Origin of the sequence: Bradyrhizobium mercantei (genome assembly GCF_001982635.1) — a bacterium.
Taxonomy (GTDB): domain Bacteria; phylum Pseudomonadota; class Alphaproteobacteria; order Rhizobiales; family Xanthobacteraceae; genus Bradyrhizobium; species Bradyrhizobium mercantei.
In genome coordinates this window covers 163229-177034 of sequence record NZ_MKFI01000002.1, presented here as the reverse complement: position 1 = coordinate 177034, position 13806 = coordinate 163229, and the positions used below count along the sequence as shown (strand labels likewise).

Genomic DNA, 13806 nt, shown 5'->3' with positions numbered 1-13806 from the left:
GGTGTCAAGATATGAAGCGCGTGGCGAGAATCGGCAATCGTTGGTAGAAATAGGCATTGGACAGTGGTTGATTGGGTGCGTCTCCTGGCCTCACGCCACGGGGCATCATTGAGCCAGGGGCATTAGATGGTCGACTACGTTCTCGAAGGCTTCAAATGGGGCTCCAGCGCGCTTGGCACGCCCTCCGGCGAGATCGATTGGAGCTTCGCTACCGCCAACCTCACCGGCCAATTCATTCAGTTCGACAGCTTCCTGACCGGGATGTTCCAGACCGAGATCAGGGAGGCCTTCGACAGATGGGAATCGGTGGCCAACATCGACTTTCATGAAGTCGCCGACGCCGCCAGCAATCAGATTCGCCTTGGACTGAGCCATATCGATGGCCTGAACAACGTCGTTGGCGAGGAACAGAACTCGTATTCGGGCGGCACGGAGCTTGCCGCCGATATCACGTTCGACATGGATGAGGGCTGGCATCTCGTCAATGGCCAGCTTGTCAGCAACGGCGGGGTCTCGTTCTACGTCGTCGCGCTCCACGAGATCGGACATAGCCTGGGACTGGATCATTACAACGTCAGTCCGGCGATCATGAATGCGGTGCTCAATCCCGCGGTCACGGACCTCACGCAATCGGATATCGACGGTGTGCGGGCTCTTTACGGGGTGCTTCCCGGCGTCGCGGTTTCGACGGCTGGACAACTCGCCGATGGACGTCTGGATTTCCTGCAATACGACACGTCGGGACATCTCACGAGTACGTTTCTGACGCAGCAATCATTCTGGAAGGTCGTCGGCAACATCGACTTTGCGTCGAACGGGAAGCCGGGCCTTATTACGCAGTCCAACGGCCAGATTGACTTGCTCAACTTCAGCGGAGGCCAGCTTTCAAGCTCGCTCCTGATGACAGGGACCTATTGGGACGTGAAGGGCGGCGGCTTGTTCAGCGGAGCCAGCAAGGCCGAATTCGTCACCCAGTCGGCGACAAGCGGCCAGATTGACTTCCTGGGTTTCAACGATGCGGGCAAGCTGACATCGAGTGCGCTGACGAGCCAGGGGTTCTGGAAAGTCGTAGGGGTTGCCGACGTCAACGGAGATGGTCACGCCGACATCGTGACGCAGTCTTCGACGGGCGCGATTGATCTGCTCTTTTTCGATAACTTCAAGTTCGTCGCAAGCAGCCTGCTATCGGGAAGCTACGATCCGGTTGTCGACGTCACCGACCTGAAGAACGGCGCGGCTGCTATTCTGACCGAGAGCGCATCCGGAATAGAGACCGAGCTGGTCTTCGACGGCAGCCACATCACAAGCACGCATCTCTTGGATGCGACCGGCCTTGCGCTCGTTCATGCGGCAGGTGCGGCCGGCCATTTCTTCACCTGAGAGCTGGTGGGCGGCCTTGAGGGGAGGCGGGCCATGTGCGCGCCTCGAACAACGTTCAGCCGAAAGCGAACGCCAGCAGGCTCGAGCACAGCAGCACCAGGCTTGCTGCGGTCAGGGTTAGAAACCCGTCGGAGACCAAATCGTGATTACGCATGATACACCTGCCTTGACCCGATGCTCATCCGAATTGATTAAAGCTTTCCGAACTTCACTCCTGGAAAGAGGTGACGCGTCTTTCCGCCTTTCAACGGACTGTCAGGCCCGGTACCGATAGCCTTCCACGGCATGCGCCAAGAAGATCGCCGCACTCACCAGGCCCATCACCGCTGTAACCGTCTCGATCATCGCAAACTTCCTTTGCGCCCCACGCGGGAGAGAAAACGATTGCAGCCTTGCACAGTCAAAAAGATTCAATTGTTGGAATCCAAGATGCCCCCCGACTGATGATTTGCTGCAACAGTGTGTCTGATCCCGGGACAGGCGAGGGCGTTTTGCGGAGACGAAGCTCCGTAGAACAACTGAGGAGGCGCAACAGGCGGTTTACCAAAGCGCCATAGGGTTAAGGCTCTCCCCATTTCCGCCGTGTTCCGGTTGCGATATCGTCAAGCTCTGGTGCGGAGGTGGGCCGCACAGTGACGAAAACGATCCCGATGTCTCGGAGTAGGCGCGGGTCCGGCAGAATGGTACTTGGGGCAGATGGGGACTAGACGGCCAGATTCGATGATCCGGACGGCGCGCGGCGCCGTTGCGGTGGCGACGTGCCTCGTCCTCGCCAATTGTGCCTCCTCGAACAAGTTCGCCAGCCGGGTCGATCCCAAATACGGCGTGTCGTCGAGCCCGCGCGTCGTGGCGCTCGGCGACCCCGTGCCGAAGGGCGGCGGCACCTACCGGATCGGCAAGCCCTATGTCGTCGCCGGCCGCACCTATGTGCCGGAAGAGAACGAGAACTACCGCGCCGAAGGCATGGCGTCCTGGTATGGCGATGATTTCCATGGCCGCCTGACCGCCAATGGCGAGGTGTTCGACATGGGCTCGCTCACGGCCGCCCATCCGACCTTGCCGATGCCGAGCTACGCGCGGGTCACCAATCTGAGCAACGGCCGGTCGCTCATCGTGCGCGTCAATGACCGCGGCCCGTACCACGGCAACCGCCTCATAGACGTCTCGAACAAAGCTGCCGAACTGCTTGATTTCAAAGGCAATGGCGTTGCCCGCGTCCGTGTCGAGTATGTCGGCAGGGCACCGCTCGAAGGGTCCGACGACCGCCAGCTGATGGCGACCCTGCGCACCGGCACGCCGGCGCCGTCACCGTCGATGGTCCGCGTCGCCTCGGCACGGCCGTTCGTGCCTGAGATGTCGTCCTCGCCCGGCCGGATCCGCGGCGATGTTCCGCTGCCCGAGGGGCGGCCGTACAGCCTCGGCAACACCCAGGCCGACTATGCCTCGGTCAGCGCCACCTCGGAAATGTCGGCCTCGAGCCGGTCGCACCGCCGCGCCGCGAACAATCCGCGTGAAGTCTCCTATGAGGGTGACCCGCGCTACGCCGCGGCCCCGAGCCCGGCGGCAGCCTATGTGCCGATCGACGCGCGTGGACCCGCCGAAGTCCTGAGCGGGCGCGGTCTCTACTGAGACCCGCCGTTGTAAATCAGGCCCTTGGCCTGATCATTTCAGAAACGCGATCAGCGCCGCATTGACCTCGTCGGGGCGCTCCTGCTGGATCCAGTGACCGGCGCCCTCGATGATCAGCTTCTGCTTGAGGTTCGGCAGCACGCGCTCCATGTCCGCGACCCGCTTGGCGCCGATCAGCCCCGTGATCACCGAATCGTTCGAGCCGGCGATGAACAACGACGGCTGATGGATCTGCGCATCCTGCCAGGGCGCGGTCAGCTCCCAGTTGCGGTCGAGATTGCGGTACCAGTTCAGGCCGCCACGGAAGCCGGACTGCCGGTAGCCCTCGGCGAACTCGGCGATGTCGGCTTCGGAAATCCAGGCCGGTAGCGGCATTCCAGCGGGCAGCTTGCCGAGGAAGCCCTTGGCCTCGTCGACGAACATCGAGCTCGGATCGGAGACGCCACGGCCCAGCACCAGCCGCATGGTGTGAGCGATGTCGCGCTCGAACTCGGCCTCGGCCACGCCGGGCGGCTGGAAGTACTGCCAGTAGAAATTGGTGATGCCGCTCTCGCGCAGGGTTTCCAGCGGGCGCCCGCGGCCGCGGAACGGCGGCGGCACGCTGAGGCCGGCAACCTTGGTGAAGACATCGGGCCGGAACAGGGCCGCGTGCCAGGCGACCGGCGCTCCCCAATCGTGACCGACGACCATCGCCGTCTTCTCTCCGAGCGCAGCCACCAGCGCGACGATGTCGCCGACCGTATCGAAGATCGTGTAGGCACCGATATCGGCTGGTGCGCTGGTGCGGCCGAACCCGCGCATGTCGGGGGCGACGACCCGGAAGCCCGCCGCGGCAAGTGCCGCGATTTGATGTCGCCAGGAGTAGGACAGTTCCGGCCAACCGTGGCAGAGCACGACAAGCGGGCCTTGCCCGGCCTCGCGCACGAACATGTCGATGCCGTTGGCGGAAATGGTGCGGGAGGATGACATTCGCGTTTCCGCCTTGTTTGCCGGTTCTGTTGTCGTGAGCTGGTTCCAAGGATACGGGCGATCGGCCCAGCCGGCAATCCAGCCGGCCGTGCACAGGCGCGGAAACCTCAGTTGTTTGCGATACTTCCAGCTGTTAGAACGCAGTCTTTCAGGACATCGCCGATGGCAGCCCAGACCGCAGTTCCCCGCACGTTCTTAAGCCGCGCCGGGCGTTGCTGGCGCAGCCTGGTCGCGGCCTCGGTAGCACTCGCCATCGGCTGCGGCGGGATGGTCTATGCCGCCAACAACAGCGTCCAGGGCGCCAAGAAGGAAGAGGGCGGTTTCGACGGCGATGCGCCGACCGCAATCCTGGTCGAGGCCTCCAGCGGCAGCGTGCTGTTCGAGAAGAACGCCGACGAGCTGCGCGCGCCCTCCAGCATGATGAAGCTGATGACGGCCGAGGTGGTGTTCGACGCCATCAAGAAGGGCGACATCAAGCTCACTGATGAGTACCGGATCAGCGAGAACGCCTGGCGACGCGGCGGGGCGCCGTCCGGCACCTCGACGATGTTCGCGGCGATCAACAGCAAGGTCTCGGTCGACGATCTCCTGCATGGCGCGATCATTCCGAGCGGCAACGACGCCTGCATCGCACTCGCCGAGGGCATTGCCGGCAACGAGCATACTTTCGCGACCGATTTCATGACCAAGCGGGCCCGCGAGCTCGGTATGACAAAGTCGACCTTCGGCAATTCCAACGGGCTGCCGGATCCGGCCAACAAGATGACGGTGCGGGAACTCGCGGTCCTGGCGCGCCACATCATCCTGGCCTATCCGGACCGGTACAAGCTGTTCGGCGAGAAGGAATTCACCTGGAACAAGATCCGCCAGCAGAACCGCAATCCGCTGCTCAATGCCTTGCCCGGCGCCGACGGGTTGAAGACCGGCTACACCAAGGAAGGCGGCTACGGCATGGTCGGCTCCGCCGTGCAGAACGACACACGGCTGATCGTCGTGATCAATGGCCTGGAGGATTCCGAGGACCGCGCTACCGAAGCCAAGAAGATGCTGGAATGGGGGTTCCGCAGCTTCGAGACCCGGGTGCTGATCGCGGCCAACCAGCCGGTCGGCTATGCCCGGGTGTTCGGCGGCGAGAGCCGCTCGGTCAAGCTCGTCAGCCCCGATCCGATCAAGGTGATGGTGTCGAAGAACGGCAACGACAAACTGCTTGCGCGCGTCATCTATAGCGGCCCGGTCAAGGCGCCGATCACCGCCGGCCAGCAGATCGGCGTGGTGCGCGTCTGGCGCGGCGCCAATGTTGCAATGGAGGCTCCGGTGTTCGCGGCGGATGCGGTCGGCACGGGATCGACGATGCGCCGTGCGCTCGATGGCGCCCAAGAGCTCGTCATCGGAATGTTCCGCGCAGGTGTCGAGAAGCTCTGACATGGCGGAACCAGCAGTCCAACGGCCGAGCCTGCGCGGTCGCTTCATCACCTTTGAGGGCGGCGAGGGCTCGGGGAAATCGACCCAGATCCGCAAGCTCGCCGAGCGGCTCGATACCGCCAAGCTGCGCGCGATCGTGACCCGCGAGCCGGGTGGTTCGCCGGGGGCGGAGATCATCCGTCACCTTGTGCTGTCGGGGATGGGCAAGCTGCTCGGGCCGGAGGCCGAGACGCTGCTGTTTGCCGCCGCGCGCGACGACCATGTCCGCACCGTGATCCTGCCGGCGCTCAACCAGGGAATCTGGGTGCTGTGCGATCGCTTCTTCGATTCCACGCGCGCCTATCAGGGCCAGCTCGGGCAGGTGTCGCCCGAACTCGTCAACGCCATGCAGCGCGTGACCATCGGCGATCTCAAGCCCGATCTGACCTTCATCCTCGATGTGCCGGTCGAGATTGGACTGCAACGCGCCGCCGCGCGCCGCGGCAATGCCTCGGCCGATCGCTTCGAGGCCGAAGGCATCAAGTTCCATCAGGATTTGCGCGATGCATATCGCCGGATCGCGGCAGAAGAACCGGAGCGCTGCGTGCTGATCGACGCCACGGCCGACCCGGACACGGTCACCGCGAGGATATGGGCCGCGCTGCGCGAACACCTGCGCGCAACGCTGACGGCGGACACTCCCGCATGAGCGCGCGCAAGGTCGAACAGGAGAGCGCAGCTCGCCATCCGCGCGAAACATCCGATCTGTTCGGGCATCGCGAGGCGGAGACCGCCTTGCTCGATGCCTATCGCAGCGGACGAATCCCGCACGCCTGGCTGATCGGCGGCGCACAGGGGATCGGCAAGGCGACGCTGGCCTACCGCATGGCGCGCTTCGTGCTGGCGTTCCGCAATCCGAAGTCGTCCCAGGTCCAGGCGGCGCCGACGCTGCGGGTCGATCCGTCCGATCCGGTCGCGCGGCAAGTCACGGCGGGCGCCCATGGCGGGCTGCTGGTGCTGGAACGCGGCCTCAACGACCGCGGCGTGATGCGCACCGTGATCACCGTCGATGAGACGCGGGAGACGATCTCATTCTTCGGTTCGACCGCCGCGGTCGACGGCTGGCGCGTCTGCATCGTCGACACCGTGGACGAGCTCAATCCGAATGCCGCGAACGCGCTACTGAAGATCCTCGAGGAGCCGCCGCAGCAGTCGCTGTTCCTCCTGGTCAGCCACGCACCGTCGCGGGTGCTGCCGACCATCCTGTCCCGCTGCCGCAAATTGCTGTTGCGGCCGCTGGAGACAGATGATGTCGTGCGCGCGGCGGCGGCAGCAACCGATATCGACGGTGACGATCCGGCGCTGGCTGAAGCCGCGGCAGCCTCCGAGGGCAGCGTCGGGCGGGCATTGTCGTTGCTCGGCGGCGATGCGCTGAAGCTGCAGCAGCGCACGGCCGCGCTGCTCGCGACGCTTCCGAGCGTCGATCCGCGTGAGCTGCATGCGCTGGGCGAAGCGCTCGGCACCAGCGACCGCGTCGCGCTCGCCGCCTTCATCGACGGCATCGATCGCTGGATGAGCGAGCGCATGCGCAGCGGCGACGTCAATGCCAATCTGCCGCGCCTTGCACGGCTGGCGGAGGTATGGGAAAAGATCCTCCGCGCCGCGCGCGATACCGAAGCCTACAATCTGGAGCGCAAGCCGCTGGTTTTCTCGGTGTTTTCGATGCTCGCGGATGCGACCCGGTAGACGCTTCGTCTGAAAATACATCTGTCCGACAAAAATCCCGACAATCTCGTTTCGATCTGCAAAGGATTCCGTGGTGGCGACCGCTAAGAAGAAATCGTCGAAGAAGTCCAAGAAGACGAAGAAGGCATCGCCCGCTCGCGCGACCAAGAAGAAGTCTGCGGCGAAATCGCGCGCGGCCAAGAAGGGTGGGCGCGTGACCAAGAAGGTGAAGAAGGCCGCCAAGAGCAAAACGGGAGCCAAGAAGTCGGCAGCGAAGAAGGTCGCCAAAAAGGCCGTCAAGAAGGTCGCGAAGAAGACGGCCAAGAAAGCTGCCGCCAAGGCCACCAAAGCTCCGCCGAAGAAGGCAGCTGCGGCAGCCGTCGCACCAGTTGCAAGGAAACCCGCAACTCCGAAGCCTCCGGCCGCCGAGAAGGCTCCGAGGGCAGCAACGGTTCGCGCCCCGAAGCAGCCCAAGCCCGCAGCGGCGGCGCCTGCGTCCGCATCCGCTCCGGCACCTGCCGCCGATCGCGGCAACATCTACTACATCACGACTGCGATCGCGTATCCGAACGGCCAGCCGCATATCGGCCACGCCTATGAGGCGATTGCGACCGATGCGCTGGCGCGCTTCCAGCGGCTCGACGGCAAGGACGTGTTCTTCCTGACCGGCACCGACGAGCACGGCCAGAAGATGATCCAGACCGCGCAGGGCGAGGGGATGACGCCCTACGATCTCGCGACCCGCAACGCCGCGCGGTTCAAGGAGATGGACGAGCGGCTCAATGTCTCGTTCGACCGCTTCATCCGGACCTCGGAACCTGCTCACCACAAGTCGGTGCAGGAAATCTGGCGCCGCATGCGGGACAACGGCGACATCTATGTCGACACCTATGCCGGTTGGTATTCGGTGCGCGACGAGGCCTATTACGCCGAGGACGAGACCACAGTCGGCGAGGACAATGTCCGCCGCGGTCCGCAGGGCACGCCGGTCGAATGGGTCGAGGAGAAGAGCTATTTCTTCAAGCTCTCGGCCTACCAGGACAGACTGTTGCACCTCTATGAGAGCCAGCCCGATTTCATCGGCCCGGATTCGCGCCGCAACGAGGTGATGAGCTTCGTGCGCGGCGGGCTGAAGGATCTCTCGATCTCGCGCACCACCTTTGACTGGGGCGTCAAGGTCCCCAACGACCCCGAGCACGTGATGTATGTCTGGGTCGACGCGCTGACCAACTACATCACCGGCGTCGGCTATCCCGACCAAAGCGACAAGCACTGGCGCTATTGGCCGGCCGATGTGCACATCATCGGCAAGGACATCATCCGCTTCCACGCTGTGTACTGGCCGGCTTTCCTGATGTCGGCCGGCATTCCCTTGCAGAAGCGGGTCTATGCACACGGCTTCCTGTTCAACAGGGGCGAGAAGATGTCGAAGTCGGTCGGCAACGTGGTTGACCCCTTCAACCTGGCCAACCAGTACGGCGTCGACCAGGTGCGCTACTTCTTCCTGCGCGAGGTGCCGTTCGGCCAGGACGGCAACTACAACCACGAGGCCATCGTCGCGCGCATCAATGCCGACCTCGCCAACGATTTCGGCAATCTGGCGCAGCGCTCGCTGTCGATGATCGCGAAACAACTCGGCGGCGTGCTGCCGGAGCCCGGCGAATTCAGCGACAACGACAAGGCAATCCTGGCGCAGGCGGACGCTATGCTGGAGACGTCGCGGACCGCGATGGCAACGCAGCAGATCCATCAATGGCTCAACGCGGTCTGGGCGGTGGTCGCCGAGGCCAACCGCTACTTCGCGGGTGAGGCGCCGTGGGCGCTGGCCAAGACCGATCCGGCACGCCAGAAGACGGTGCTCTACGTCACCGCCGAAGTTGTACGCCAGATCGCGATCATGGCGCAGGCCGTGATGCCCGAGTCCTGCGGCAAGATGCTCGACAGCCTCGGCATAGCAGCGGATGCTCGAAACTTCACGGCGATCGCGGAGCGGATCAAGCCCGGCACGGTGCTGCCGGCGCCTGTCGGTGTGTTTCCGCGCTATGTGGAACCGAAGACCGAGTGAGCGGTTCGAAATTCATGCTGGTCGACAGTCATTGCCATCTCGATTTTCCTGATTTCGCCGACGATCTCGACGGGATCGTCGGGCGTGCCGAGGCGGCCGGCATCGGCCGCATGGTCACGATCTCGACCCGGGTAAAGCGACTCGGCGGGCTGCTTGCGATCACGGAGCGCTTTCCGGACGTCTACTGTTCGGTCGGCACCCATCCGCATCATGCCGATGAAGAGGACGGCATCCCGGCCAGCGAACTGATCGAGCTGACCAAGCACCCGAAGGTGGTGGCGCTGGGCGAGGCGGGGCTCGACTATTTCTACGAGCACGGTTCGCGCGAGGCCCAGGAGCGCGGCTTCCGCGCGCATATCGCGGCGGCGCGTGAAACCGGCCTGCCGCTCGTCATCCACACCAGGGAGGCCGACGAGGATTGCGGCCGCATCCTGGAGGATGAGGTTGCGAAGGGCCCGTTCAAGGCCGTGCTGCATTGCTACACCGGCGGGCGCGAGCTCGCGATGAAGGCAATTTCGCTCGGGCTGTCGATCTCGTTTACGGGCATCCTGACTTTCAAGAAGTCGGACACGTTGCGCGCGCTGGCAGCCGAATTGCCGGCCGACCGCATCATGGTCGAGACCGATGCGCCGTACCTTGCGCCCGGCAAATTCCGCGGCAAGCGCAACGAGCCGTCCTATGTCGTCGAGGTCGCCAAGGTGCTCGCCGAGACCCGCGGCGTTTCACTCGAGGAGATCTCGCGGCAGACCACCGAAAACTTCTTCCGGCTGTTCTCCAAGGTGCCGGCGCCGAAGGTTGCTGCATGACGCTGACACTGACCATTCTGGGCTGCGGCTCATCCGCCGGCGTGCCGCGCCCGGCACTCGGCTGGGGCGCCTGCGATCCGAGCAACTCCAAGAATCGCCGCCGCCGCTGCTCGATCATGGCGGAGCGCACCATGGAGCACGGCACCACGCGGGTCGTGATCGACACCGCGCCCGATCTGCGCGAGCAACTGATCGACGCCAGTGTCGAGCATATCGACGCGGTGTTCCTGACCCATGAGCATGCCGACCAGACCCACGGCATCGACGATCTGCGCTCGGTGGTGCTGCACCAGCGCCGCCGCATCCCGGTCTACTTCAACCAGTCGACCGCCAAGGACATCATGGCGCGGTTCTCCTATTGCTTCATCTCGCCGGAAGGCAGCGACTATCCGCCGATCCTGACCCGGCATTCGATTGAGGCCGGCGAGAGCCACACGGTGCAGGGGAAGGGCGGTCCGCTGAAGCTCGAGGCCTTCCTGGTGCAGCATGGCCGAATTCCCGCGCTCGGCTACCGCATCGGCGATGCCGCCTATACGCCCGACCTGCACGACATTCCCGCGGAGAGCTGGCCGGCGCTCGAAGGTCTTGAGCTCTGGATCGTCGACGGTTTGCGCTATGCGCCACATTCCAGCCATTTCAGCGTCGCGGACGCACTGTCATGGATCGAGCGCTTCAAGCCGAAGCGCGCTGTGATCACCAACATGCATTCCGACCTCGACTACGAGGTGCTGCGGCAGAGCCTGCCGGCCGGCGTGATCCCGGCCTATGACGGCATGCGCCTGACGCTCGATCGGGCAGGCTGACCTTCACATCGTCCAGAGCTGGTTGGACCTCGCGCGGCACCGGGCGAGTGCGGTTCCACGCGTCAACATGGTCGCCCATTGACCGTTTTGCGCGTTGTCGATATCGTTATGATCATAACAATATCGGGAGGCCTCAATGGCGGAGGCTGTGGCAGCGCGCGATTACACCGACCGCACGCGTTATGACGCGCTGATGGACGTCGTGAAGAACCGTCTGACGACCCGGGCGTTCGACTCCAGTTATGTGATGCCGCCGGAGCATTACGACATGATCCTGGAGGCCGCGCGGCACGCGCCATCGGGCGCCAATGCGCAGCCCTGGCATTTCATTGCCGTCACCGACCAGGAGCTGAAGAACAGGATCACGGAGTATTTCCGCGAGGAGCAGGTCGCGCGTGCCCGGCTCAAGATGAAGTTTCCGACCCCCGACTATCGTGGGCTCGCGTCGGCACCGGGCTTCATCGTGGTCGCCAGTGACTTCCGCTGGGTCAAGGCGTTTCCGGTGCTCAATGACGGCTCCGAGCTCGACAAGATGTACAAGGAGAATGCCGAGCGCATCCTGCTGCAGAGCGTCGCGGCGGCGACGATGTCGGCGCATCTGGCGGCGGCCGCGCTCGGCTATAACGTCTGGTGGGTGACCGCGATCGGGCAGGAGAAGGCGCAGCAGGCGATGAAGCCGCTGCTCGGCATTCCCGACGAATTATCCGTGCTCGACATCATGTGCTTCGGTCCGCCGGCCAAGCCACCTTACAAGCGCTGGAAGAAGAGCCTCTCCGACATCAGCAACTGGAACAGGTTCGACGCCTCGCACTTCATGACCGAAGCCGACATCGACGAATGGGTTTCGACCACGCGCCACAAGGTGATGTACCGGGATGCCGAGAACGTCGACTAAGGCAGCAGCGCCCATCAGGCGCCTTGCCTCGGATTACCGGCTGGAGGAGCAGGTCGGCTTCCTGCTGCGGCGGGCTTATCAGCGCGCCTCGTCCAACCTGGTCGAGCGGATCGGATCGTACGATCTGACCGCTCCGCAATACGCGACGCTGGCCCGGCTCTATGAGCGCGGGGCGCTGTCGCAGAACCTGCTCGGCCGCCTGGTCGCGATGGAGCCGGCCAATATCCGCGACGTCGTGCTGCGGCTGAAGAAGCGGCGGCTGGTCGCGACCCGGCGCGACCCGACCGACAAGCGGCTGATCCTGATCGACCTGACCGCGACCGGCGCGACGCTGGTCGAGCAGCTGATTCCGATCGAGATCGCATGCACCGCGACGACGCTGGCGCCGCTCAGGGCCGACCAGAGGCGACTGCTCTACGATCTGCTCAGCCGCCTTGCCGACGGCTGAGCGCCGCAGCTCATCAGGCCGAGATCGCCTTGGCCGATCCGACCTGGTTGCGCAGCAGGAATTTCTGGATCTTGCCCGTGGATGTCTTCGGGATTACGCCGAACACCACCGACTTGGGAGTCTTGAACCCCGACATGTGCTCGCGGCAATAGGCGATGATCTCGGCCTCGGTCGCCTTGGCGCCGTCCTTCAGCTCGATGAAGGCGCAGGGCACTTCGCCCCATTTCGGGTCGGGCTTGGCCACCACGGCCGCGAACAGCACGGCCGGGTGCTTGTAGAGGATATCCTCGACCTCGACGGAGGAGACGTTCTCGCCGCCGGAGATGATGATGTCCTTGGAGCGGTCCTTGATGATGACGTAGCCGTGCTCGTCGAGCACGCCGAGATCGCCGGTGTGAAACCAGCCGCCGGCAAACGCTTCCTGCGTCGCCTTCTCGTTCTTGAGATAGCCCTTCATCACGATGTTGCCGCGGAACATGACCTCGCCGATGGTCTCACCGTCGCGCGGCACCTCGCGCATGGTCTCGGGATCGAGCACCGTGACGCCTTCCTGCAGCGGATAGGACACGCCTTGACGCCGCTTCAGCTGCGCGCGCGCATCAGCCGACAGCTCGTCCCAGCCGGGTTGCTCGGCGCAGACGGAGGCGGGGCCGTAGACCTCGGTCAGCCCATAGACATGGGTCAGCTTGACGCCGATGCGCTCGGCGCCCTCGAGCACCGCAACCGGCGGCGCGGCGCCCGCGATCAGGCCGACGACGGACTTGGCCTTGCCACCCTTCGGCGCATCGGGTGCGTTGATCAGCGTGTTGTAGACGATCGGCGCGCCGCACATATGAGTGACGCCGTGCTTCGGGATCAGTTCGAAGATCTTGGCCGGATCGACCTTGCGCAGGCAGACATTGACGCCGGCGGTCGCTGCGATGGTCCAGGGGAAGCACCAGCCGTTGCAGTGGAACATCGGCAGCGTCCAGAGATAGACCGGATGCTGGCCGAGATTGCCGGCGAGGATGTTGCTGACGGCGTTGAGATAGGCGCCGCGGTGATGCGTCACGACGCCCTTCGGGTTGCCCGTGGTGCCCGACGTGTAGCTCAGCGCGATCGCGTCCCATTCGTCGGCCGGCGGCCGTTCCACGAACACGGGATCGCCTGCCGCGACCGCCGCTTCATACTCGATCTCGCCAATCCGCTTGCCGCCGGCGAAGGCGGCATCGTCGACGTCGATCACGAACGGCTTTGCGCCCTTCATCAGGGTCAGGGCTTCGGCGATCACGCCGGAGAATTCGGGATCGACCAGAATGATCTTGGCGCCGCCATGATCGAGTTGAAACGCGATCGACGCCGCGTCGAGGCGGATGTTCAACGCGTTCAGCACCGCGCCGGTCATCGGCACCGCGAAATGCAGCTCGTTCATCGCCGGAATGTTCGGCAGCATCGCCGCGACCGTGTCGCCATGGCAGATGCCTCGGCCCGCGAGATAGGACGCGAAGCGCCTGCAGCGCTCGTAGGTCTCGCTCCAGGTGAAGATGCGGCCCTCATAGACCGCGCTGATGTGGTCGGGATATACGGCGGCCGAGCGTGCCAGGAAGCTCAGGGGCGTCAGCGGCACGTAGTTCGCGGGCGTCTTGTCCAGCCCGATCGAGTACTGGTTTTGAGCTGCACTCATGGCTCTATCCCATCCGCAAGGT

General features: G+C 64.2%; 12 protein-coding genes. 10 read left to right on the top strand and 2 right to left on the bottom strand.

What is annotated here, in order from left to right; all coding sequences use genetic code 11:
- The first annotated feature begins 126 nt into the window (after positions 1-126).
- Both BI327_RS08460 and BI327_RS08455 read left to right on the top strand, forming a co-directional pair.
- Positions 127-1380 (top strand): matrixin family metalloprotease, encoded by a 1254-nt coding sequence (locus BI327_RS08460; RefSeq protein ID WP_076859586.1) that lies wholly within the window; start codon positions 127-129, stop codon positions 1378-1380.
- A 720-nt stretch (positions 1381-2100) separates the two neighbouring features.
- Entirely contained in the window at positions 2101-3009 is a 909-nt protein-coding gene (locus BI327_RS08455) for a septal ring lytic transglycosylase RlpA family protein (RefSeq protein WP_076859583.1), read from the top strand.
- A 33-nt stretch (positions 3010-3042) separates the two neighbouring features.
- Here the strand turns inward: BI327_RS08455 and BI327_RS08450 are convergent, their stop codons facing one another.
- On the bottom strand, positions 3043-3978 hold the full coding sequence (locus BI327_RS08450) for an alpha/beta fold hydrolase (RefSeq protein WP_076859581.1): 936 nt from the start codon (positions 3976-3978) through the stop codon (positions 3043-3045).
- A 162-nt stretch (positions 3979-4140) separates the two neighbouring features.
- Here BI327_RS08450 and BI327_RS08445 point away from each other — a divergent pair, with 162 nt between their 5' ends.
- The 8 genes from BI327_RS08445 (at position 4141) to BI327_RS08410 (ending at position 12121) form a co-directional block, all read left to right on the top strand.
- The gene (locus BI327_RS08445) at positions 4141-5400 is read left to right on the top strand and encodes a D-alanyl-D-alanine carboxypeptidase family protein (RefSeq protein ID WP_076859579.1); all 1260 of its coding nucleotides are present in this window, start codon (positions 4141-4143) and stop codon (positions 5398-5400) included.
- A 1-nt stretch (position 5401) separates the two neighbouring features.
- Positions 5402-6088 (top strand): dTMP kinase, encoded by a 687-nt coding sequence (tmk, locus tag BI327_RS08440; protein WP_076859577.1) that lies wholly within the window; start codon positions 5402-5404, stop codon positions 6086-6088.
- Positions 6085-7125: a DNA polymerase III subunit delta' gene (locus BI327_RS08435; RefSeq protein WP_076859575.1), complete on the top strand. Its 1041-nt coding sequence runs from the start codon at positions 6085-6087 to the stop codon at positions 7123-7125. The genes tmk and BI327_RS08435 overlap by 4 nt, the downstream gene beginning before the upstream one ends.
- Before the next feature lie 73 nt (positions 7126-7198).
- Positions 7199-9169, top strand: coding sequence for a methionine--tRNA ligase (metG, locus tag BI327_RS08430; protein WP_076860679.1), 1971 nt, complete (start codon positions 7199-7201; stop codon positions 9167-9169).
- A 14-nt stretch (positions 9170-9183) separates the two neighbouring features.
- Positions 9184-9975, top strand: coding sequence for a TatD family hydrolase (locus tag BI327_RS08425; RefSeq protein WP_076859573.1), 792 nt, complete (start codon positions 9184-9186; stop codon positions 9973-9975).
- Entirely contained in the window at positions 9972-10778 is an 807-nt protein-coding gene (locus tag BI327_RS08420; protein WP_076859571.1) for an MBL fold metallo-hydrolase, read from the top strand. Before BI327_RS08425 ends, BI327_RS08420 begins: the two co-directional genes overlap by 4 nt.
- Positions 10779-10914: 136 nt before the next feature.
- A complete protein-coding gene (locus BI327_RS08415; protein ID WP_076859569.1) occupies positions 10915-11673 on the top strand; it encodes a nitroreductase family protein in 759 nt (252 codons plus the stop codon).
- Positions 11654-12121 (top strand): MarR family winged helix-turn-helix transcriptional regulator, encoded by a 468-nt coding sequence (locus BI327_RS08410; protein WP_076859567.1) that lies wholly within the window; start codon positions 11654-11656, stop codon positions 12119-12121. Before BI327_RS08415 ends, BI327_RS08410 begins: the two co-directional genes overlap by 20 nt.
- A 13-nt stretch (positions 12122-12134) precedes the next feature.
- Here BI327_RS08410 and BI327_RS08405 read toward each other — a convergent pair whose 3' ends face one another.
- Positions 12135-13784, bottom strand: a complete 1650-nt coding sequence (locus BI327_RS08405) for an acyl-CoA synthetase (RefSeq protein WP_076859565.1) — start codon at positions 13782-13784, stop codon at positions 12135-12137.
- Between the last annotated feature and the right edge of the window lie 22 nt (positions 13785-13806).